The organism is Maribacter hydrothermalis (assembly GCF_001913155.1).
GTDB classification, from domain to species: domain Bacteria; phylum Bacteroidota; class Bacteroidia; order Flavobacteriales; family Flavobacteriaceae; genus Maribacter; species Maribacter hydrothermalis.
In genome coordinates this window covers 3,662,850-3,685,723 of sequence record NZ_CP018760.1, presented here as the reverse complement: position 1 = coordinate 3,685,723, position 22,874 = coordinate 3,662,850, and the positions used below count along the sequence as shown (strand labels likewise).

The following is a 22,874-nucleotide window of genomic DNA, read 5'->3' as shown; positions in this document are numbered from 1 at the left end:
AATAAAAAAGATAAATAGTAAAATTTAAAAATCTGGCTTGTGCTTAATCCGAAAATAATTGTTTAATTTACACGCTACGAGCCATATACAGAGACGATATTGATATAAATCAAAAAATGCTTTCTTAAAGAAGGCATTTTTTATTTTATATAGTAATACTTGGTTAAAATATAATCCTTTTATTCGTTGGAATTAGGCTCAATAGGGTTCGTTTCTTCATTCTTATTTTTAGCGTATAAATAGCCCCGTTTCCACCATAAGGTCATTTTTTCCTTGTCAAATATTAATGAATTAGTAGTTAAAATGGTGGGCGTATAGAATAAATTTATTATTGCATTTTTTTGATTAGCAACTAATTTTCCAATTCTAATATTCTGACTTTCAATTCTATCCAGAATAAAACTCATCATTGTGGTAATCAGTTCAAACGGGTTTCTTGATGCCACCCTATTCAAGTAATTAACTTCGGTATGTAAGACAACCACGTCAACTTCAGTTGCACCTCTTTTTATTGCCTCTTCAATAGGTACAATACTGCCCAAGCCTCCATCAGCATATTCACAACCGTTTTTGCGAACCAAACTCATAAATGGAGTATAATTAGCTGAAATCCAGACCCAATCGCAATAATCTTCATACGTACAATCTTTTATAGATTTATACTCTACTTGATTTAAAGACAAATTAGAAACGGTTATGATAACATCAGAGTCACCATTCTTTAAAGTTTTAAATTCCTCTATGGTTAAACTATTTTCTATAAGTTTCCGCAAGTTTTCGCTCTCTCCAAATGTTTTTTTACCAACTATAAAATTGCGAAGTACGTTCCAATGGTTAATAGAAATTTCCTCGTTTCCATGAATTTTTTTAATTAAAAAAGGGCAATTGTTAAAGATACTTTTTTGATTTACGTTAGAGTATATTTCTTTAATCTTATCTAACTTACCCAATGCTAAATGAGAAATAAGTAAACTCCCTGTAGAAGTACCCACGAAAATATCATAGTTTCTTCCTTCCTCTTGTATTAGGTATTGGGCAACGCCACCGGCGAATGCACCTTTACTACCACCACCAGAAATAACCAAAGCTCTCATTCTTTTTCCAATTTTTTCTTAAGGTACTGTAAATCCTTAGAATCCAAAACTAAGGCTATGGAATCTATTTTTTTTCTTTGCTCTTCATCCTTTAATTCTTCGTCTAACAAGTTTCTTGTGAAATTTCTGAATTGCCAGGAATGATGGTTTGTAGATTTAATCAAATTCACCAACGCTTCGCCTTCTAAAATTTTTAAATTTGAAAGATAAAGGAAGGCATTTTGGCGTACCTCCATATGATAAGCAGATGAAGTATAGCTGTTAAGTTCTTTTAAATAAGATGATTTTTTTACCAAATTATATGATGGAGTTACCAGTGCCAATGCCAACCACAGCGTGCGGATATTTTTATTAGGCAGTCCTACGATATCTTTAGTCTCATTTAAATATTGAATTCTATCTTCTGGAAATTCTACCCATAATTTGTACAGTGCAGCTTCCATAGTAATATAACTATCATCTTTTAACATAGTTACAAATAATGGCTTCAAAGTTTTAAAAATAGGATCTCGTGTTATAGCTAAACTTTGTCTTGGTTTAATATCATTACTTTGTAGTAATTCTGTTAGTTTTAGATCACTGATCTTAATATTAAAATCTAAAATAAATTGACTTTTTAAATTCTCAGAGGTACCAACATCCCAAAACGACGTCATCAAAGAATCTTTATAATACGTTTCAGTATTTAAGGCACTGGCTTTTATAGTATCATATTGAACTAAAGATGAACTATGCCGTCTTAAATAATCGGAAACCTTTTTATATGGAAAATCGATACTTTCTAACCATTCTTCTTTAAATGAGTTAAGATTTTTACCACTTGCCTTTTCCATTTCTCTAATAAAGTCATCTACAGTAGCATTCTTATAACTATAGGTATTTAAGTAAGAAATGATTCCCTTTTTGAATGCAACATCTTTAATCTCATCTCTTAACATAAATAATGCCCACGCTCCTTTTTCATAAAAAGTTAAACTATCGGCATTAGGATCTACTAAAGATTCTCCCATTCCTTTATCTGCCCTTTCTTTTAATGTTTTGGCTGTTTCACTTAATTTCCAATAAAAATCATCTTCACCAAAAATTAACCTCTCGGTTAAATAGGCGTAATACGTTGCAAAACCTTCTTGTAACCAATGATGTGAGCCACTTTCTTCAGTAACCAAATTTCCAAACCATTGATGCGCAAGTTCATGAGCATTTACATTTACATAATTTTTATCCTTAAAGGATTTTTCATCGATAAAATAAGCGTCTGAAAATAGTGTTGTGCCCGTATTCTCCATACCGGCATAAAGAAAATCATGAACAGGAATTTGTTTATAATTTTGCCAAGGATATGGAACACCAATTTCATTTTCTAAAAAATCAAAAATTCTTTTTGTATATCTATATGTAGGTTCAACTTTTAAAACGTCAGAAGGATAGTAATAATTTTCTATAGGAATTCCACTTTCTGAAACTAAATCTTGTTTTTCATAATTACCTACAGCAAAAGCTACCAAATAACTACTCATAGGTTTCTCCATATTAAATACCCATGAAACTTTGTCGTCTATTTTTTTAGTTTCCAAAAGTTTACCATTTGCTATAACAGTACTGTTCGGGTAATAAATAATTTCCAAATCAAATTCCGTTTTCTCATTCATATCATCGAATGACGGCAACCAATGACTAGTATATTTACCTTGACCTTGCGTCCAAATCTGTTCATTACCCGCTAGCCTATCATCAAATCCAACAAAATATAAAGCTTGTTTTGGTTGGGCAACGTAAGAAATCCGAACTGTATACTCCCCTGTTCTTTTAGGTGCTTTAAAACCGATCCTTTTACCATCATTAAAAATATCCTTTTTACGACCATCCAACCTAAACTCAACTACTTCAATATTTTTAGCATCTATATAAATAGAATCAATTTCTTCATTTAGTAAAAACGTATAAACCGCATCACCTACGATTTCCTTTTTTAAACTGTCTGGAGTTATTGTAGCTGATATCTTTATAAAATCTACTTGTTTAATTTGGGCATTACCCAAACCAAACGCTAAAAACATGAATAGAATAAAATATGTTTTCATTATGTAAATATATTTACCTTTTATTTTTCAAAAAAATGAACTTCCTATAAACTTTTATTCAAAAGGTCAATTGCTACTTGTACTTAAACGTCTTTAGATCTAAATTCGTGTTATGAACAATAGTTTTCTGCAAACGCCAATTGTCTACCTAAAAGGGGTTGGTCCCAATAGGGCGGAAAGTTTAGCTTCTGAAATTGGAGTTGCAACTTATCAAGATCTTTTAAATCTTTTCCCTAATCGCTACATAGATAAAACGCAATACTATAAAATAGGTCAATTACAACGTACGAGTGCCGATGTACAAATTATTGGAAAACTAGTTAACATAAAAACAGTTGAACAAAAAAAAGGGACTAGGCTTGTAGCCAAATTTATTGATGAAACAGGAGAATTAGAATTAGTCTGGTTTCGAGGCCAGAAATGGATACGCGAAAATTTAAAACTAAACACGCCGTATGTAATTTTCGGAAAATGTAAATGGTTTAATGGTACATTTTCAATGCCACACCCAGAGATGGAGCTATTAAAAGAGCATGAGCAAGGAACAAAAATTTACATACAACCCGTTTATCCATCAACCGAAAAACTTAGTAATAAAGGAATTACAAATAAAGTCATCAGTAAATTGATGCAACAGCTTTATATAGAAGTTAATGGCAAATTCAATGAAAGTCTTTCTGAGAGAATTCTAATTGATTTAAACCTTATTTCCAAAAGTGAAGCTCTATTTAATATTCACTTTCCCAAGAATCAGGAGCTATTGGCGAAAGCACAATGGCGCTTAAAATTTGAGGAGTTATTTTACATTCAATTACAGCTCATTGCTAAGAAACTTTCTAGAAAAAAGAAAATAAAAGGATTTCCCTTTACAGAAGTAGGTGAATATTTTAATGATTTTTACACTAACAAATTACCTTTTGAACTTACTGGAGCGCAAAAACGAGTTATAAAAGAAATACGGGCCGACCTAGGGAGTAATGCTCAAATGAACCGCTTATTACAGGGCGATGTAGGTTCTGGAAAAACCATTGTTGCCGTAATGACCATGCTTTTGGCAATTGATAACGGATTTCAAGCATGTTTAATGGCACCCACTGAAATTCTGGCCAATCAGCATTTTCAAGGAATATCTGAATTATTGGAAGGAACTGAAATTACATGTGCTTTATTGACAGGTTCTGTAAAGAAATCGGCCCGTAAACCAATTCACGAGCAATTAGAAAGTGGGGAGCTAAATATACTTATTGGCACCCATGCCCTTTTGGAAGATAAAGTAAAGTATAAAAATTTAGGGATGGCTATAATAGATGAACAACACCGCTTTGGTGTAGCACAACGTTCTAAACTATGGCATAAAAACGAATTTCCGCCACACATTTTGGTTATGACGGCAACACCGATCCCCAGAACTTTAGCCATGAGTTTATATGGCGATTTAGATATTTCTGTTATTGATGAATTACCACCTGGTCGTAAACCTATAAAAACCGTACATAGATATGATACTAACCGATTAAAGGTTTTTCGCTTTATTAGAGATGAGATAGAAAAAGGAAGGCAAATTTATGTTGTATACCCATTAATCCAAGAATCGGAAGCTATGGACTATAAAGATTTAATGGATGGTTATGAAAGTATTGCGCGTGATTTTCCCCAGCCAAAATATCAGATATCCATAGTTCACGGTCAAATGAAACCAGCGGATAAGGAGTTTGAAATGAACCGATTTGTACGTGGTGAAACCCATATAATGGTTGCTACAACCGTAATTGAAGTTGGGGTAAACGTACCTAATGCATCGGTTATGATTATTGAAAGTGCCGAGCGTTTTGGATTATCGCAATTACACCAATTACGAGGACGTGTAGGTCGTGGTGCGGATCAGAGTTTTTGTATTTTAATGACTAGCCACAAATTATCTGCAGAAGCTAAAACTAGACTTGAAACTATGGTTGTTACCAATGACGGGTTCGAAATTGCAGAAGTAGACCTAAAACTCCGCGGGCCAGGAGATATAATGGGTACCCAACAAAGCGGATTATTATCGCTAAAAATAGCGGATATTGTCAAGGACAATGATATACTTAAAACCGCACGCTTCTACGCACTAGAGTTACTAAAAGAAGATCCATCTTTAAGCAAACCCGAAAATCTAATTATTAGACATATGTATGCCCAGTTAGTGAAGCATAAGAATATTTGGACGTATATTAGTTAGTTTTATTTTTAACACATTTATCGTTGAACATCGTAATTTTAAAGTGTGTTAATTTCCAAGAAACCCTTGTTTTTAATAGATTTGTGAACTTAGATTAGAAAGAATATGAGCGCAACTAAAACATTATTTGATAAAGTGTGGGATTCCCACGTAGTACATAAAATACAAGATGGTCCAGATGTACTGTTCATTGACAGGCATATGGTTCATGAAGTAACAAGTCCTGTTGCTTTTTTAGGTATCAAGAATAGAAGTATTCCTGTAATGCATCCTGAAAAAACATTCGCAACGGCTGACCATAATACTCCGACTATTAATCAGCATTTACCTGTTGCAGATCCACTTTCTGCAAACCAATTAAAAATGCTAGAAGAAAATGCTAATGAGCATGGTATTTCGTATTGGGGATTAGGTCATGCAAAAAATGGTATTGTACACGTTGTAGGTCCTGAATATGGAATTACCCAACCAGGTGCTACTATTGTTTGTGGAGATTCACATACCTCTACTCATGGTGCTTTTGGTGCAATAGCTTTCGGTATTGGTACATCTGAAGTTGAAATGGTTTTGGCTACACAATGTATTATGCAGCCTAAGCCAAAGAGAATGCGTATTAATATTAATGGAAAAATGAGCAAAGGGGTTACACCTAAGGATGTTGCTTTATTCATTATTTCTCAATTAACAACTTCTGGCGCAACTGGATACTTTGTAGAATATGCAGGTGAAATTTTTAGAGACATGAGTATGGAAGGTCGTATGACCGTTTGTAACTTAAGTATAGAAATGGGTGCCCGTGGTGGTATGATCGCTCCCGATGAAAAAACATTTGAATATGTAAAAGGGCGTGAGTTTACTCCTAAAGGTGCAGATTGGGATAAAGCAAAAGCATATTGGGATACCTTGTACACAGATGCAGATGCTATTTTCGATAAAGAATTAACTTTTGACGGTTCTTTAATTGAACCCATGATTACTTACGGTACTAACCCTGGTATGGGTATGGGAATTTCTAATGATATTCCTATGGCAAATGCCGTACAAGGTGGCGCTACAACGTACCAGAAATCATTGAAATATATGAATTTCAATGAAGGAGAAAGTATGATGGGCAAATCGATTGATTTTGTTTTCCTTGGAAGCTGTACTAATGGTCGTATTGAAGATTTTAGAGCTTTTGCCTCTATCGTAAAAGGAAGAAAGAAGGCAGCTAATGTTACTGCATGGTTGGTTCCTGGATCTCATAAGGTAGAAGCAGCTATAAAAGAAGAAGGTATTCTTGATATTTTAACCGAAGCAGGTTTTGAGCTTCGTGAGCCAGGTTGTTCTGCATGTTTAGCAATGAACGATGATAAAGTGCCTGCAGGTAAATTAGCTGTAAGTACATCGAACAGAAACTTTGAAGGTAGACAAGGACCTGGATCAAGAACGTTATTGGCTAGTCCGTTAGTTGCTGCGGCAGCTGCCGTTACCGGAAAAGTAACCGATCCTAGAGAATTAATGGTAGAACTTGTGTAACAAGTTTGTCTTTAGCTTTTGGCTGTTGGCCAATAGCAAAAATCAATTTATAAATTAAAATGCTAAAGGCTAAAGGCCCTAAGCAAAAAGCTATAAAAAATGGCATACGATAAATTTAATATATTAACATCAACTGCGGTTCCCTTACCAATAGAGAACGTTGATACAGATCAAATAATACCTGCACGATTTTTAAAAGCAACTGAACGTGTTGGTTTTGGTGACAATCTTTTTAGAGATTGGCGTTACAATCAAGACAATACTTTAAAAGAGGATTTTGTTTTGAACCAAGATAAATTTAGTGGAAAAATTTTAGTAGGTGGTAAGAACTTTGGTTCTGGGTCATCTCGTGAGCATGCTGCCTGGGCAGTTTATGATTACGGATTTAGGTGTGTAGTCTCAAGTTTCTTCGCAGATATCTTTAGAGGTAACTGCTTAAATATTGGAGTATTACCGGTGCAAGTAAGTGCTGAATTTTTACAAAAGATTTTTGATGCTGTAGAGTCAGATCCAGCTACTGAATTGGAAGTTAATCTTCCAGAGCAAAAAATTACTTTACTACCAACTGGAGAGAGTGAATCTTTTGACATTAATGATTACAAGAAAAACAATATGCTTAATGGTTTTGATGATATTGATTACCTATTAAACATCAAAAAAGATATTGCAGCATTTGCGGAGAATACTCCCTTATAAAATTCTATATAAAAACTGTACAAAGCATTTACCTTAACTAACCCAATGCCATTTTATAAATTGAGAAATGGCATGTAGAACAAATGAAAAAAAGAAAGTTGGAAATCATGGATACCACCCTTAGGGATGGTGAACAAACCTCAGGCGTATCCTTTTCTGCGTTGGAAAAACTGACCTTGGCAAAATTACTTTTAGAAGAACTAAAAGTAGACCGAATTGAAATTGCATCTGCGCGTGTTTCTGATGGAGAGCTAGAAGCTGTTCAGAAAATTACTGAATGGGCAGCTACAAAAGGTTACATAGAACGAATAGAGGTACTAACTTTTGTTGATGGTGGCGTTTCTTTGGATTGGATGCAAAAATCTGGTGCAATTTCACAGAACTTGCTGACCAAAGGTTCCATGAACCATTTAAAGTATCAGTTAAAGAAAACTCCCGAGCAACATTTTTCGGAAATTGCTGAAATTTTCAAACAAGCTACTGAGAGAGGTATTATCAATAATATCTATTTGGAGGATTGGAGTAATGGAATGCGAAATTCAAAAGAGTATGTTTTTGAGTTTTTAGAATTTCTATCAACTCAGAATGTAAAAAGAATTTTATTACCAGATACTTTAGGCATTTTAACGCATACCGAAACATTTGCATATCTGTCTGAAATTATACAGAAATTCCCAAAGCTGCATATCGATTTTCACGGTCATAACGATTATGATTTAGGTGTTGCCAATATCATGGAAGCTGTAAAAGCAGGCTGTCATGGTTTACACCTTACCGTAAACGGAATGGGAGAAAGAGCCGGTAACGCTCCTATGGCAAGTGCCGTAGCCGTTATCAATGACTTTTTACCAGAAGTTGAAATATCGATTAACGAAACCTCATTATATAAAGTAAGTAAGTTAGTTTCTGCGTTTACAGGTTTTACTATACCAGCGAATAAACCAATTGTTGGAGATAATGTTTTTACCCAGACTGCAGGAATACATGCCGATGGCGACAGTAAAAACAACCTATATTTTAGCGACCTAATGCCAGAACGTTTTGGAAGAAAACGTAAATATGCACTAGGTAAAATGTCGGGTAAGGCCAATATTCAAAAAAACTTGCAGGAACTTGGTTTAACCTTGAATGACGAGGAATTAAAAAAAGTTACTGCTAGAATTATAGAACTAGGAGATAAAAAAGAACGCGTTACCAAAGATGACCTTCCCTTTATTATTTCTGACGTTTTAGATACTACTGATCATAAACAAAGAGTATTTGTAAAATCGTACGTATTAACGCATGCCAAAGGTTTAATGCCTTCCACTACCCTCTCTGTAGAAGTAGACGGTAATATATACGAAGCGCATGCACAAGGCGATGGCCAATATGATGCATTTATGAACGCCTTGAAAAAAGTGTATCTAGCAAAGAAAAAAACATTACCCAAATTAACCGATTATGCTGTAAGAATACCGCCAGGAAGTAACTCTGATGCCTTATGCGAAACAGTAATCACTTGGGAATTAGACGGAAAAGAATTTACCACAAGAGGTTTAGATTCTGACCAAACAGTAAGTGCTATTAAAGCGACTGAGAAAATGTTGAATATTATTTAGGTGCTAAACGCAGGACGCAGGACGCGCTGTGCGCAAAAGTATTTTAAGACATAAAGCACAAAAAATTGTTAGTCAAAATTTGACACACGAGTTAAAATTGAGAATAAATTAAACAGATTGCTTCGTACCTCGCAATGACGAGATACGAGCAACATACAAACACATCAAATGAAATTAAATATTGCCTTATTAGCCGGTGATGGTATCGGACCCGAAGTAATTGATCAAGCTGTGAAAGTTTGTGATGCCATTGCAAAAAAATATGACCATAATATCAGTTGGAAACCTGCACTTACAGGTGCTGCAGCTATTGATGCTGTTGGTGAGCCCTACCCAGATGAAACACACGAAATTTGTGCCAATGCGGATGCAGTTTTATTTGGTGCAATTGGTCACCCACGATTTGACAATGATCCTTCGGCAAAAGTTCGTCCTGAGCAAGGATTATTAAAAATGAGACAGAAATTAGGTCTGTTCGCTAACGTACGTCCTACATTTACCTTCCCTTCACTTATAGATAAATCTCCTTTAAAAAGAGATCGTATTGAAGGTACAGATTTAATCATCTTAAGAGAATTAACGGGTGGCATCTATTTTGGAGAGCGTGGTAGAAAAGATGACGGTAATACCGCTTTTGACACCATGACCTACCAACGTTTCGAAATTGAACGTTTGGCAAAAAAGGGCTTTGAATTCGCTATGAAGCGTTCTAAGAAATTATGTTGCGTTGATAAAGCAAACGTTTTAGAATCATCTAGACTTTGGAGAGAAACCGTACAAGCTATGGAAAAACAGTATCCAGAAGTAGAAGTTTCTTACGAGTTTATTGATGCAGTTGCTATGCGCTTAATTCAATGGCCAAAAGGGTATGATGTAATTATTACAGCAAACTTATTTGGTGATATTTTAACAGATGAAGCCTCTGTTATTGCAGGTTCTATGGGCTTAATGCCTTCATCTTCTGTAGGCAGTAAAGTATCTTTATACGAACCAATTCACGGATCATACCCACAAGCAGCTGGTAAAGACATCGCTAATCCCTTAGCTACTGTACTTTCTGCAGCAATGCTTTTTGAAGACATGAACATGACAAATGAAGCTGAGGAAATTAGACGTGTAGTAAACAAATCTTTAGCAGAAGGTTATGTTACCGAAGATCTTGCCGAAGGTGGTAAAAGTTATAAGACAAGTGAAGTTGGTGATTGGTTGGCTAGCAACATTTAGGAAATACACTTAAAAATGAAAATCCCTTTAATCTATGATTAAAGGGATTTTTTATATCTGAGGTGCTCTATAATTATATACTCGTAGCTATTTTAATTTCTTGTTCGTAAATACTCTTTACAATTGCACGTAAATCTGGGATCACTGTTTTTACCAATTCAGACGGCCCGTTGATCAATACGCAGATACCCAAATCAGAATCAGGAAAAAGGGCTATCTCATTTCTATAGTTATTTACACTACCGCCATGGTGCCAAATAGTTTCCTCTGGTGCATTCTCATTCTCTTTTAAAGTATGTATTCTCCACCCCAATCCGTAACCAGAAGTCAAATGTCCTTTCCATTTTTGATAATACTTACGATGTCCCTTCAATTCAACAAAAGGCTTAAAAACTTGTGCCATTGCATCTTTAGACATTACCTCTGGATTATGGCCTAATAAAAACCGCATCCATTTTGCCATATCCTTAGAATTAGCATTTATTCCACCAGCAGCAATAGCATTATAATAGTTGTCTCTTGGTAATATGGTCCTCCAACTATTTCCTCTTCTTATATGAGGCAATGCAATATTCTCCGTATTAATTAAAGTTTGATGATCCATAGAAACAGAATTCATTCCTAATGGAGTAAAAAATTTATCCGTTAATAAAGTTTGAATGTCCTTTCCTGTTGCTTTGAACATTACTTCTTGTGAAACTGAAAACATTGCATTCTGATAGCTATATTGAGCACCAGGTACAGCTATTGGACTTATTTTATCGAATTTTTCACTTATAATTGACATGGAATAACCAGCCTCCACTAAATCCGTATAACTATGATAAGGAGTTCCAGTTGTGTGAGAAAGCAAGTGTGCAACTTCAATTTTTTGTGTGTTCTGTTGATTCCCAAAATGAAAATTCGGCAAATAATCCGCCACTTTATCCTTTAACCTTAATTTTCCTTCACGCTCTAAGTTGGCAGCCAAAACACCAGTAAATCCTTTTGATATTGACCCTAATCTAAATAAGGTTTCTCCATCCACCATTTCACTGCCGTTATAACTTCTTTTACCATATCCATCGGAAAGAATCACAGAATCACCGCTTACAATACTTACCCCTGCCCCAACGATATCACCTGAAGTAATGGCCTTATTGAAATAATCGGTCAAGGCATCTTTCAAGGCTTTTTGACGAATGTTATAAAGTTTAATCTCCCTTTTCTCTGCTAGAGTTTTAACAGGGTTAGAATCAGAAATGATTGCTTTAGAATGTTCTGGCTTAAATGAAGAAGCTGTAAGAACAAAAAGTAAAAGAACCATTATTATGGCTCCAAAAAATAGTTTGGTACGTGACACAACATTGTAGGTTTTGGTTTTCTTACAACGTGATAAAATGAATAAAATTACCGATGAACTACATAAAATGCAAAATTTAACATCAAACAAACTGATTATAAGACAAGAAAGAAAAAATGATATAAAGTTTCTACCCCAAATTTGGGACAAAAAAAGGAACTTGTCATCCAACTTCCTTTTTTACATATAATTTGGATATAAATCTTAACAGCTCATCGCCATTTTTCGATATTTAATTTCCTTTCTTTTCCGAACAACTAATATGGCCACGGCAATGACAACACCTGAAAAAGCTAACAAAGCGCCAACTAAACTAGAGTAAATTATACCATACCCAAATGCAATTGGCAATCCGGCTAAATAAGCACCAGAAGCATTGCCCATATTAAATGCACTTTGGTTCATAGACGACCCTAACATCTCTGAACCTTTAGATGTATTAATTATCGCCATTTGAATCGGGGTTGCAACGGTAAAGGATATAGCTCCTATGACAAAGGTCAATATCATTAATAAATACGGATTAGTGGCGATAAACATATTTAATATGAGAATACCACACATAACCGATAAACTTACAATTACAGCTCTTAAAGGAGAAAATAACTCTGCCATCTTAGCTCCTAAAAAGTTTCCAACAACCATCCCTAAACCTGCCAACATCATTGCATAGCCAACAAAATGGTTTGGCAACCCTGCCACATCAGTAATTAGTGGAGCCACATAACTGTACCATGCAAAGAATCCCCCAGTACCGATTGTAGTCAGCGCAATTAAGGCCCAAAGCTCTGTATTCTTTAATCCTTTAGAAACACTAACTTTCTCTTCGCTCTGTTCTACTTCAATTTTTGGCATCCACAGGTAAATGCTTCCCAAAGCCAATAGACCAACAAAGCCTACTAGGTAAAAAGAAACACTCCAGCTAAACTGTTGCCCTAAATAAGTACCTATTGGCACTCCAATTACATTGGCAACGGTAAGACCAGAAAACATTATTGATATAGCTTGAGCAGCTTTTCCCTTTTTAGCCAATTTTGTAGCCACAACAGCACCAATACCAAAAAAAGCACCATGTGGAATACCAGATAAAAATCTCATAAATAGCAAACTGGTATAACCGGTTGCTAGTCCGGATAAGGTATTGAATACCGTAAACCATACCATTAAAAGAAATAGCATTTTCTTAGGAGTAAGCTTAGAACCTAAACCTGTTAACAATGGCGCGCCTACTACAACACCCAATGCATAAGCTGCAATAAAATGACCAGCTTGTGGAATTGTTATTCCTAAAGAACCTGACACCTCGGTCAAAATTCCCATGATTACAAACTCGGTAAGTCCAATTCCAAAACCACCGATGGCTAAAGCAAATAATGCTTTCTTATTTGATTTTATAGTTTCCATAAATCATAACTTTAAGTTCTACTTCTTCATTCTTCTTTTTAACTCTCAGTATTACAAAGGCAAAGTTAGAACCAATATGTCAGTCTTAACTCATAATAATTACCATATTTCTGTAATTAATTAACCATTCCAAAAATCATTAATTAGATAATTTCTACAATTCAGTTTAACAATTCTACAATTGAGAAACCCTTTTTATTTAAACCTTCAATTACGATTCATATTTGTGATATCAATCAAAAATAAAATCAACAATGAAGACGCTATTATTCTTATTACTTACACTTTTCAGTTATAATTTATTTGCCCAATCAACAATATCAGGTAAAGTAATTGACCAACAAGGAATACCCATTATGGGTGCAAATGTTTATTTGCAGGGCACTTATGATGGTACTGCAACCCACGAGGATGGCACATTTACATTTGAAACAACTGCAACCGGTGTACAAACTTTGATTGCATCATCTATTTCCTTTGAGTCATTTTCAAAATTAGCCGACATCACAAGTTTTAATAATGTTACAATAAAACTAAAAGATGATGTAAATACCTTGGATGCCGTAACTGTAAATGCCGGAACTTTCAATGCTGGCGACAATGCAAAAGTTACCGCATTAAAACCCTTAGATATTGTAACCACAGCAGGAGCCCTTGGCGATTTCGTGGGAGCATTACAAACATTACCCGGTACATCTAATGTTGCCGAAGATGGCAGATTATTCGTTAGAGGTGGCGATGCAGAAGAGACCCAAATATTTGTAGATGGTATGCGCGTATTTACGCCCTACTCCCCTTCTGCAAATAACATTCCGTCTAGAGGTAGATTGTCACCCTTCTTATTTAAAGGGATCACTTTTTCAACCGGTGGTTACTCAGCGGAATACGGACAAGCATTATCAAGTGTTCTACTTTTAAATAGCATTAGCGAACCACAAGAAGAAAAAACTGAAATTTCTATTATGACTGTCGGACTAGGACTTGGGAATACCCAAAAATGGAAGAAGAGTTCTCTGAGTTTAAACACATCTTATATAAATTTAGCACCGTATCAAAAATTGTATCCTGATAATAATGAATGGCACAAGCCTATTGAATCTGTAGGTGGTGAAGCCGTGTATCGATATAAATTTAATAACGACGGATTACTAAAGGTTTATGGCGCCTATAGTTCTGTAAATTTTGACTTAACACAAGAAGATATTAATGAAGCAGATGGTATACGATTCGGACTTAAAAATAAAAATCTATACATCAACACATCTTATCAAGATTTCTTAGAAAAAGACTGGAGCGTTTCTACAGGTGTAAGTTTCGCTAATGACCGCTCTGAAATAAAATATAATGATGCTGATATTACAGATATTGAAAACTCGGCACATCTAAAAATTGCGTTTAAAAAGTTCTTTTCTAGTCGCTATAAACTCAACTTTGGCGTAGAATATTTCGCAACCAACTTTACAGAAGACTACCGAGATACAAACTTTGAAAATGATTATGAATTCGATAATAATATTTTTAGCAGCTTCGTAGAAACAGATATATTCTTCTCCAAAAAATTTGCCACAAAGATTGGGCTAAGAGGAGAATACGCTGAACTACTACAAGAATTTAATATCTCACCAAGATTATCTCTGGCATATAAAGCTGGTCCAAATTCGCAATTCTCATTGGCATACGGGGAGTTCTTTCAAAACCCTAAGAACGATTACTTGAAATATAATACAGATTTTACTGCCGAGAATACTACGCATTATATTGCCAACTATCAATATGTAAAAAACAAACAAATATTCAGGGCCGAAGCATACTTCAAAGATTACGGTAATTTGGTAAAGTTTAACACTCCCTTTGCCCTACCTACTTCTACCTATACCAGTAATGGAAGTGGATTTGCTAAAGGTTTGGATATATTCTGGCGAGATAATAAAACAATTAATAACACAGAGTATTGGATGTCGTACTCTTACTTAGATACTGAACGGGATTATCAAAACTATCCAACTAATGCTACTCCTGATTTTGCATCTAAACACAATGCATCTTTAGTTGTAAAGCGTTGGATAGAAGATTGGAAAAGTCAGATTGGTCTCAGCTACAATTATGCTTCCGGTCGCAGCTATACCGACCCAAATAAAGGAGGTTTCTTAACGGAACAGGCCAAAAGCTTCAATTCGTTAAATGCCAATTACGCTTATTTAATAAGTCCGCAGAAAATATTATATCTATCTGTGAGTAACGTATTAGGAACCAAAAATGTGAACGGATATCAATACGCTAACCAAACCAATATGGATGGAGTGTTTGATAGAAGAACAATTACACCAGCTGCAGACCGCTTCTTTTTCATTGGTTTCTTCTGGACAATTAGTGACAACAAAGATGACAATCAGTTAGATAACCTATAGAAATTACAGTTCACTACAAAGAACCTACAACTGGGTCATCTATTTTATCAAAAACAATGGAATAGAAAGATATTTGAACAACAATAAATAACATCAAAAAACAAAACATCATGAAATCAGTACTATTAATTGCCACATTAATTTTCACATTTAGCTTAAGTGCACAAACGCCTTATGAAAAAGGAATGAACGAAGCTTTTGCCTTATGGGAGCAACAAAAGAATACAGAAGCCGTGCAACTATTTGAAAGAATAGCATCTGCAGAAACCGATAATTGGTTACCATCATATTATGCAGGACTATTAGAAATAATAAGCAGTTTTGGATTAAAAGATGAAGCTTTGTTAAACACCAAATTAACCAGAGCAAAAGAGTTTTTAGATAACGCCTCAGCAAAATCAAAAAACAACCCTGAAATAATGATTTCGTACGCCCTTTTAAATACGGCATACATTGCTTTTGACGGTGCAAAATACGGAATGACCTTATCGGGTGAAAACGTGGCTATCTATCAAAAAGCACAAGCTATTGCACCTAATAACCCCAGAGTATTATTAGGAAAAACGGAATGGGATATGGGAACTGCAAAATTCTTTGGTAAATCTACAGCACCCTATTGCGAAGATGTGGAACGTGCAATTGTATTATTTAAAGAAGAAGAACAAACCATACCCTACTACCCTTACTCAGGTTTAGAAAGAGCAAATGAGATCAGTAGCAACTGTAAAAAAGAAACCTCCCCTAATTAATAGGAGAGGTTTTTTAAAGTCTTGACTATGGACTATTATAATATATAATCTGTACTCACAAAATTAGAAAGCTTGGCTTCTAGCAAATTCTCAATAATTTCGGTATTCAATTCATTGTCTTTGAACGCTACAAATGTTCTAATTGAGAACGAACGCAACGCATCATGAACACTTAAGGTTGCTTGTGCAGAATCTTTTCTTCCGGTAAACGGATACACATCTGGTCCTCTTTGGCAAGAACTATTTAAATTCACACGACATACTAAGTTCACCAAAGTATCTATTAACGGAGAAAGTGCATACACATCTTTACCAAACAAACTTACTTGCTGGCCATAGTTGCTTTCTGCCATATCATCTAAAGGCTCTTCGATATCAGTGAAAGGTACGATGGGTATAATGGGTCCGAATTGTTCTTCTTGGTACACACGCATGTCTTTTGTAACAGGATATAGAACTGCAGGCCATATAAAATTATCAAAATGCTTCCCTCCTTTTTTATTGATAATCTTTGCACCTTTAGAAAGCGCATCATCAATTAAACCTTGAATATAAGCGGCCTTATCCGGTTCTGGTAGCGGAGTTAATTTCACACCATCTTCCCACGGATTTCCAAATTTTAATTCATCTACTTTCTTAGCAAAATTCTTGTTGAAATCGGCACTTATTTCTTCGTGAACATACACTACTTTCAATGCCGTACAACGTTGACCGTTAAAAGATAACGTACCTGCCAAACATTCGTTTATGGTTAAATCTAAATCTGCATCTGGCAGAATAATTGCCGGATTTTTTGCTTCTAGACCAAGTACTAAACGCAAACGATTGCTCTTTGGGTGTTGTTCTTGTAGCGCATTTGCAGATTTACTATTACCAATTAAAGCAAGCACATCTATTTTACCTGTTTTCATAATAGGCGCTGCTACGGTTCTTCCTCTTCCAAAAATAACATTGACAACCCCTTTAGGAAAACTCGTTTGAAAAGCTTCTAATAGCGGTGTAATTAATAATACACCATGTTTTGCTGGTTTAAATATGGTTGTATTCCCCATTATAATTGCAGGAATCAACAATGCAAAAGTCTCGTTAAGCGGATAGTTATAAGGTCCTAAACATAAAACAATACCTAGTGGTCCTCTTTTAATATGCGCATAAACACCATCATTCTTTGTAAATTTTGCCGCGTTACGGTCTAATTGCTTGTAATCTTCAATGGTATCTTCAATATAATCGATTGTACGGTCAAATTCTTTTTGAGAATCTGGTAAAGACTTACCAATTTCCCACATTAATAACTTAACCACTTCTTCTCTTTTGGTCTTCATTTTCTTCACGAAAACCTCCATACACTCAATACGTTCTTTAACGTGCATGGTAGGCCAAACACCTTTACCTTTATCGTAAGCTTTTAATGCCCCATTTAAAGCATCTAAAGCCTCCGATTCTTGTAAATCTGGGATACTACCCAATAGGGTTCGCTTATATTCTTTTGTTGAAGAAATGGTAGAATAAACTTCTGTAGTATCCCCTTTCCACTCTTTTAATTCTCCACTGACCAGATAATGTTTTTGGTCTATGGTTGATGTAATTTTAAATTCTTCAGGAATTTTAATATCGCTCATTTCTTTTATATTTTACACTATGATTGATAATTGTACTTAGGATTGATTTCTATAAATAACTAGAAATTGAATCGTTACTATTAAAAGTAGTTTAAACCAAATATTCAAACAAATCTGGTTTATCATTTATATAATCTCCATAAAAATTGTTAGTTTTCATACGATTTATTAATGATTGTAAGTCTTCTGGATTTTTAAGTTCTATACCCACAACAGCCGGTGCATTTTCCCTACTCGATTTCTTAGAATATTCAAAATGTGTGATATCATCTGTAGGACCTAAAATATCAACTACAAATTCTTTTAATGCTCCAGGTCGTTGTGGAAAGCGAATAATAAAATAATGCTTCAACTTTCCATAAAGCAATGCTCTTTCTTTAATTTCTGCTGTTCTTGTAATATCATTATTACTACCACCAATAATACAGACTACATTTTTGCCTTTAATTTCATTTTTATATTCATCTAAAGCAGCAATGGTTAAAGCACCCGCAGGCTCTACAACAATTGCATCTCTATTATATAAATCTAGAATTGTCTGGCAAACCTTACCTTCATCAACAGTTATCATATTATCTAAATAATAACTACAAATGGGATAAGTTAAATCGCCTACTTTTTTTACCGCAGCACCATCAATAAACTTATCGATTTGATCTAGAGCCACTACCTTACCCGAGTCTATAGAAGCTTTCATAGACGGAGCACCTTTTGGCTCCACTCCTATTATTTTTGTATTTGGAGAAAGCTCACTAAACACACTAATTAATCCCGATGCCAATCCGCCACCTCCTATACACACAAACAGATAATCTATAGGTGCTTTAGTCTGTTCTATTAACTCAAGACCAACAGTTGCCTGACCTTCTATAATCTTTGGGTCATCGAACGGATGTACAAATATTTTACCTGTTTTCTCCCCGAATATTCTAGCCGCTTGCGATGCATCATCAAAAGTATCGCCTTCCAAAACAACCTCCACCCATTCTCCTCCAAACAAATTTGTTTGCTCAACTTTTTGCTTTGGTGTAACCGAAGGCATATAAATAGTACCTTTTATTTTCAAATGAAAACATGCAAATGCTACTCCTTGAGCGTGGTTTCCAGCACTTGCACAAATAACACCTTTGGCTCTTTCCTCTATAGACAACGAGCTTATTTTATTAAATGCCCCACGTATTTTATAGGAACGAACCCTTTGTAAATCTTCCCGTTTTAAACTAACCTTACAATTAAATTGTTTCGACAGTCTTATGCTTTCCGATAATGGTGTTATTTCGGATATTTCCGAAATAATTTTAGCCGCCTTTTTCACGGCATCCAATTTTGGAAAATAAGCTGGTTTCTCACCTTTCATATAATACTATTCAAATAAATTCTTTCTTAAAGTTGCATTTAACTTTTAACTAAAATTGTCCGATTCAGAACATTTCGACATTCATTACAACACAAAAAAGAATTGTAATTATCGAGTGCACTCAACCGGACAATTAATAGGTATAAATAAACTTTTAATATTTAAACTATAGGTTTCATTGCTGTCATTGACTCACGTAAACGCGTACCTACAATTTCTACCGGATGCGTACGTAACGCTTTGTTTATTGCAATTAATTGTGCATTATCAACATCATTGTCCATACCTTCTGAGAAGTTTTTACCAATAACGTTTGTATCTATTCCCTTCATAAAATCAGTTAACAAAGGCTTACATGCATGATCAAACAGATAACAACCATATTCGGCTGTATCAGAAATAACACGGTTCATTTCAAATAATTTCTTACGTGCGATCGTGTTTGCAATTAACGGAGTTTCATGTAACGATTCGTAGTATGCAGATTCTGCTATAATCCCAGATTCTGTCATTGCCTCAAAAGCCAATTCCACGCCCGCTCTTACCATAGCAACCATTAGTACGCCATTGTCATAAAACTCTTGCTCAGAAATTTCTTGATTCCCTGCTGGTGTTTTTTCGAATGCAGTTTCACCGGTTGCGGCTCTCCAGGTTAATAAGTTTTTATCATCATTAGCCCAATCTTCCATCATGGTTTTAGAGAAATGACCCGTCATAATATCATCCATATGTTTTTGAAACAACGGACGCATAATATCTTTTAATTCTTCTGACAATTCAAATGCCTTAACTTTTGCTGGATTTGAAAGACGGTCCATCATGTGCGTAATACCACCATATTTCATTCCTTCCGTGATCGTTTCCCAACCGTATTGAATTAGCTTAGAAGCATAACCCGCATCAATTCCTTTTTCTATCATTTTATCAAAGCAAAGAATAGAACCTGTTTGCAACAAACCACAAAGAATAGTTTGCTCTCCCATTAAATCTGACTTTACTTCGGCAACAAAAGAAGACATTAATACACCTGCTCTATCACCACCGGTACCCACTGCATAAGCTTTGGCCTGCTCCAATCCTTTACCTTCAGGATCATTATCTGGATGAACCGCAATTAATGTTGGAACACCAAAACCTCTTTTGTATTCTTCACGTACTTCTGATCCAGGACATTTAGGAGCAACCATAATAACCGTAATATCTTCACGTATTTGCATACCTTCTTCTACGATGTTAAAACCATGAGAATAAGAAAGTGTGGCACCTTTTTTCATTAACGGCATAACAGCACCAACAACAGCAGTATGCTGTTTATCTGGAGTTAGGTTGATCACCACATCGGCAGACGGAATCAATTCTTTATAAGTACCCACTGTAAATCCGTTTTCAGTAGCATTTACAAACGATTGTCTTTTTTCTTTTATAGCTGCATCACGAAGGGTATAAGAAATATCTAAACCAGAATCTCTCATATTCAAACCTTGGTTAAGTCCTTGCGCACCACAACCTACGATTACAATTTTCTTGCCTTTTAAAGCACTTACACCATCTGCAAACTCTGATGAATCCATGAAGCGGCATTTTCCAAGTTGCGTTAATTGATCTCTTAATGATAGTGTATTAAAATAATTGGCCATTTTATATTTACTTTATTTAATTATTTATATAATTTATTTTCTCTAAAATTGCTTAAGTATCGCTGAAATTTTCATCTCGTCTTTAGTTACCGAAATACGTCCAGAACGTACAAATTGCATAATACCATAAGGTTTTAATTGATCATGCATTTCATCTATTTCATTTCTTCTTCCACTTTTGGCGATAACAAAGAAATCTCTTGATACAGTGACAATTTGTGCGTTATTATCTTTTATAATATTCTGAATTTGACGTTCATCGAATAAAAGTCCGGAAGCAATTTTGAACAATGCAGATTCTTGATAAATAGTTTCATCATCAGTATGGGAATATGCTTTAATTACTTCAATTTGCTTTTCTATTTGACCAACAATATTGTGCACCCATTTTTCTGTGGTATGCACTACTATTGTAAACTTAGAAACATCATCAATTTCTGATTTAGAGACATTTAAACTCTCTATATTAATATGTCTCTTTAAAAAAATACCTGAAATCCTATTCAGTAATCCAACATTATTTTCTGAATATACTGATATTGTAAACCATTTGTTTTCCATTATGACTTATCTATGTGCTACTATTCTAATTCTTTTATAATCTGCAAACCACTTATTATTTATAAATAGCTTGTCTTTTAAACTTTCTTGTACTTCATTAAGGATGCTATTTATATCTTTTTCAAAAACCCCTTTCAAAAAAGGCTTACAAAACATTAACAACCAATCTTTAATGCCGTTATTTTCATCTGCCAATTCTGTAGGTCTACTATACCATTGAGCTAGGCTAACGGTAAAACCAGCTTTCTCTAATTCAGTTGTGTATTCTCCTATAGAAGGAAAATACCAAAGATTTAGTTCCGCCTGCTCTGTATATCCCTTACTTAAAAGTGATTTTCTAAGCTCTTCAACTATTTGTTGAACATTGTTTTTACCACCGAACTCCAGTACTATTCTACCGCCAGTTTTTAAATTTCTATACATTGACTTGATAGCACCTCTGTAATCCGCTACCCAATGCAATACGGCGTTTGAAAATATAGCATCAAATTGATTAGGAAAAGCAAAATCACTTGCATTTCCAATTTCAAAATTACACAAGGGAAAAAGTTGACGTGCCTTTTCTATCATGTCTATAGAACTGTCCATACCCACAACATTTGGAGAATATTCCCTTATCTTTTCTGTTAATTCACCAGAACCACAACCTAAATCAAGAATATGCTCACCAAATTGAGAATTCAATAACTCAACCAATGCCGCGCCATAACCATAAACAAAGGAATGTTTATCATTATAGAAATCAGCATCCCATTTATGAGCCAGTTGTTTCATATTATTTTTTAACTACCATTATTAATCCTGTTGACCAATTCATTTTAGTCAATTGTAAATCTTCACGTTGTTCTAAATATGCAGTCAATGTGCTAACATTATCTTCATGACCTACAGGCCAATTGGGTTGCTTGGTCATATCGTCAATTAAATAAAATCCACCAACTTTCACTAAATCCAAAACCTCATCAATTTCACTATACTTTCCTGGCCATGCATCTGCAAAAATTAAATCGAATTTTGCTCCAGAGTACTCTTTTAACCAATCCGCCCCATCTTTACAAACCAAATCAACTCTTTCATCTTTACCAAAATAACTGATAGCAATATCTATTAAGCTTTTATCATTATCTACAGATATTAACTTAGCGTCATTATCCATGCCTTCAATCATCCATGAAAGACTTAAACCAATACCAGTTCCTATTTCTAAAAACCGACCTTTTGGTTTAGATGCAATTAATGTTTTAAGAAAACTACCAACATATAAATCCGACGGCATTGTAAATCCAATTTCTTTAGATTTACGAATTATCTCCTTATGAATTTTTGGAATATCCTGTATGTTCGTATCGTCCATGAAAATGT

General features: G+C 34.8%; 17 protein-coding genes. 7 read left to right on the top strand and 10 right to left on the bottom strand.

What is annotated here, in order from left to right; genetic code table 11:
- Positions 1–179: 179 nt before the first annotated feature.
- Both BTR34_RS15790 and BTR34_RS15785 read right to left on the bottom strand, forming a co-directional pair.
- Entirely contained in the window at positions 180–1,094 is a 915-nt protein-coding gene (locus BTR34_RS15790; protein WP_068482923.1) for a patatin-like phospholipase family protein, read from the bottom strand.
- Positions 1,091–3,175 (bottom strand): M1 family metallopeptidase, encoded by a 2,085-nt coding sequence (locus tag BTR34_RS15785; RefSeq protein WP_068482920.1) that lies wholly within the window; start codon positions 3,173–3,175, stop codon positions 1,091–1,093. The genes BTR34_RS15790 and BTR34_RS15785 overlap by 4 nt, the downstream gene beginning before the upstream one ends.
- A gap of 112 nt (positions 3,176–3,287) precedes the next feature.
- Here BTR34_RS15785 and recG point away from each other — a divergent pair, with 112 nt between their 5' ends.
- From recG to leuB, 5 genes are all read left to right on the top strand, one after another.
- Positions 3,288–5,393, top strand: coding sequence for an ATP-dependent DNA helicase RecG (gene recG / locus BTR34_RS15780; protein WP_068482918.1), 2,106 nt, complete (start codon positions 3,288–3,290; stop codon positions 5,391–5,393).
- Positions 5,394–5,498: 105 nt separating this feature from the next.
- A complete protein-coding gene (gene leuC / locus BTR34_RS15775; protein WP_068482915.1) occupies positions 5,499–6,911 on the top strand; it encodes a 3-isopropylmalate dehydratase large subunit in 1,413 nt (470 codons plus the stop codon).
- A 99-nt stretch (positions 6,912–7,010) separates the two neighbouring features.
- Positions 7,011–7,607 (top strand): 3-isopropylmalate dehydratase small subunit, encoded by a 597-nt coding sequence (gene leuD, locus BTR34_RS15770; RefSeq protein ID WP_068482912.1) that lies wholly within the window; start codon positions 7,011–7,013, stop codon positions 7,605–7,607.
- 83 nt (positions 7,608–7,690) lie between these two features.
- Positions 7,691–9,208, top strand: coding sequence for an alpha-isopropylmalate synthase regulatory domain-containing protein (locus BTR34_RS15765; protein ID WP_068482907.1), 1,518 nt, complete (start codon positions 7,691–7,693; stop codon positions 9,206–9,208).
- Positions 9,209–9,376: 168 nt separating this feature from the next.
- Positions 9,377–10,432, top strand: a complete 1,056-nt coding sequence (gene leuB / locus BTR34_RS15760; RefSeq protein ID WP_068482904.1) for a 3-isopropylmalate dehydrogenase — start codon at positions 9,377–9,379, stop codon at positions 10,430–10,432.
- 73 nt (positions 10,433–10,505) lie between these two features.
- On the opposite strand, the gene BTR34_RS15755 is transcribed toward leuB, so the two are convergent.
- Together BTR34_RS15755 and BTR34_RS15750 are read right to left on the bottom strand one after the other, a co-directional pair.
- Positions 10,506–11,774 carry a serine hydrolase domain-containing protein gene (locus tag BTR34_RS15755; protein ID WP_235843169.1) on the bottom strand — a complete coding sequence of 423 codons (1,269 nt, stop codon included), beginning with the start codon at positions 11,772–11,774 and terminating at the stop codon, positions 10,506–10,508.
- Between the two features lie 204 nt (positions 11,775–11,978).
- The gene (locus BTR34_RS15750; RefSeq protein WP_068482898.1) at positions 11,979–13,178 is read right to left on the bottom strand and encodes an MFS transporter; all 1,200 of its coding nucleotides are present in this window, start codon (positions 13,176–13,178) and stop codon (positions 11,979–11,981) included.
- Between the two features lie 254 nt (positions 13,179–13,432).
- Between BTR34_RS15750 and BTR34_RS15745 the strand changes: the two genes are divergently transcribed.
- Positions 13,433–15,586 carry a TonB-dependent receptor gene (locus BTR34_RS15745; protein ID WP_068482894.1) on the top strand — a complete coding sequence of 718 codons (2,154 nt, stop codon included), beginning with the start codon at positions 13,433–13,435 and terminating at the stop codon, positions 15,584–15,586.
- Positions 15,587–15,696: 110 nt separating this feature from the next.
- Positions 15,697–16,335, top strand: a complete 639-nt coding sequence (locus BTR34_RS15740) for a tetratricopeptide repeat protein (protein WP_068482891.1) — start codon at positions 15,697–15,699, stop codon at positions 16,333–16,335.
- Between the two features lie 35 nt (positions 16,336–16,370).
- Here the strand turns inward: BTR34_RS15740 and BTR34_RS15735 are convergent, their stop codons facing one another.
- The 6 genes from BTR34_RS15735 to BTR34_RS15710 all read right to left on the bottom strand — a co-directional run bounded on the left by BTR34_RS15735 (position 16,371) and on the right by BTR34_RS15710 (position 22,866).
- Positions 16,371–17,957: an NADP-dependent glyceraldehyde-3-phosphate dehydrogenase gene (locus tag BTR34_RS15735; RefSeq protein ID WP_068482887.1), complete on the bottom strand. Its 1,587-nt coding sequence runs from the start codon at positions 17,955–17,957 to the stop codon at positions 16,371–16,373.
- Between the two features lie 91 nt (positions 17,958–18,048).
- The gene (ilvA, locus tag BTR34_RS15730; RefSeq protein ID WP_068482885.1) at positions 18,049–19,314 is read right to left on the bottom strand and encodes a threonine ammonia-lyase; all 1,266 of its coding nucleotides are present in this window, start codon (positions 19,312–19,314) and stop codon (positions 18,049–18,051) included.
- 161 nt (positions 19,315–19,475) lie between these two features.
- On the bottom strand, positions 19,476–20,951 hold the full coding sequence (ilvC, locus tag BTR34_RS15725; protein ID WP_068482882.1) for a ketol-acid reductoisomerase: 1,476 nt from the start codon (positions 20,949–20,951) through the stop codon (positions 19,476–19,478).
- A 42-nt stretch (positions 20,952–20,993) separates the two neighbouring features.
- On the bottom strand, positions 20,994–21,512 hold the full coding sequence (gene ilvN / locus BTR34_RS15720; protein WP_068482879.1) for an acetolactate synthase small subunit: 519 nt from the start codon (positions 21,510–21,512) through the stop codon (positions 20,994–20,996).
- A gap of 6 nt (positions 21,513–21,518) precedes the next feature.
- The gene (locus tag BTR34_RS15715) at positions 21,519–22,286 is read right to left on the bottom strand and encodes a class I SAM-dependent methyltransferase (RefSeq protein WP_068482876.1); all 768 of its coding nucleotides are present in this window, start codon (positions 22,284–22,286) and stop codon (positions 21,519–21,521) included.
- Position 22,287: 1 nt separating this feature from the next.
- Positions 22,288–22,866, bottom strand: a complete 579-nt coding sequence (locus tag BTR34_RS15710; protein ID WP_068482874.1) for an O-methyltransferase — start codon at positions 22,864–22,866, stop codon at positions 22,288–22,290.
- Between the last annotated feature and the right edge of the window lie 8 nt (positions 22,867–22,874).

Excerpts from the sequence above, each read along its gene's own strand:
- BTR34_RS15790 (WP_068482923.1), bottom strand. The coding sequence starts at position 1,094 with ATGAGAGCTTTGGTTATTTCTGGTGGTGGTAGTAAAGGTGCATTCGCC.
- BTR34_RS15785 (WP_068482920.1), bottom strand. The coding sequence starts at position 3,175 with ATGAAAACATATTTTATTCTATTCATGTTTTTAGCGTTTGGTTTGGGT.
- recG (WP_068482918.1), top strand. The coding sequence starts at position 3,288 with ATGAACAATAGTTTTCTGCAAACGCCAATTGTCTACCTAAAAGGGGTT.
- leuC (WP_068482915.1), top strand. The coding sequence starts at position 5,499 with ATGAGCGCAACTAAAACATTATTTGATAAAGTGTGGGATTCCCACGTA.
- leuD (WP_068482912.1), top strand. The coding sequence starts at position 7,011 with ATGGCATACGATAAATTTAATATATTAACATCAACTGCGGTTCCCTTA.
- BTR34_RS15765 (WP_068482907.1), top strand. The coding sequence starts at position 7,691 with ATGAAAAAAAGAAAGTTGGAAATCATGGATACCACCCTTAGGGATGGT.
- leuB (WP_068482904.1), top strand. The coding sequence starts at position 9,377 with ATGAAATTAAATATTGCCTTATTAGCCGGTGATGGTATCGGACCCGAA.
- BTR34_RS15750 (WP_068482898.1), bottom strand. The coding sequence starts at position 13,178 with ATGGAAACTATAAAATCAAATAAGAAAGCATTATTTGCTTTAGCCATC.
- BTR34_RS15745 (WP_068482894.1), top strand. The coding sequence starts at position 13,433 with ATGAAGACGCTATTATTCTTATTACTTACACTTTTCAGTTATAATTTA.
- BTR34_RS15740 (WP_068482891.1), top strand. The coding sequence starts at position 15,697 with ATGAAATCAGTACTATTAATTGCCACATTAATTTTCACATTTAGCTTA.
- BTR34_RS15735 (WP_068482887.1), bottom strand. The coding sequence starts at position 17,957 with ATGAGCGATATTAAAATTCCTGAAGAATTTAAAATTACATCAACCATA.
- ilvA (WP_068482885.1), bottom strand. The coding sequence starts at position 19,314 with ATGAAAGGTGAGAAACCAGCTTATTTTCCAAAATTGGATGCCGTGAAA.
- ilvC (WP_068482882.1), bottom strand. The coding sequence starts at position 20,951 with ATGGCCAATTATTTTAATACACTATCATTAAGAGATCAATTAACGCAA.
- ilvN (WP_068482879.1), bottom strand. The coding sequence starts at position 21,512 with ATGGAAAACAAATGGTTTACAATATCAGTATATTCAGAAAATAATGTT.
- BTR34_RS15715 (WP_068482876.1), bottom strand. The coding sequence starts at position 22,286 with ATGAAACAACTGGCTCATAAATGGGATGCTGATTTCTATAATGATAAA.
- BTR34_RS15710 (WP_068482874.1), bottom strand. The coding sequence starts at position 22,866 with ATGGACGATACGAACATACAGGATATTCCAAAAATTCATAAGGAGATA.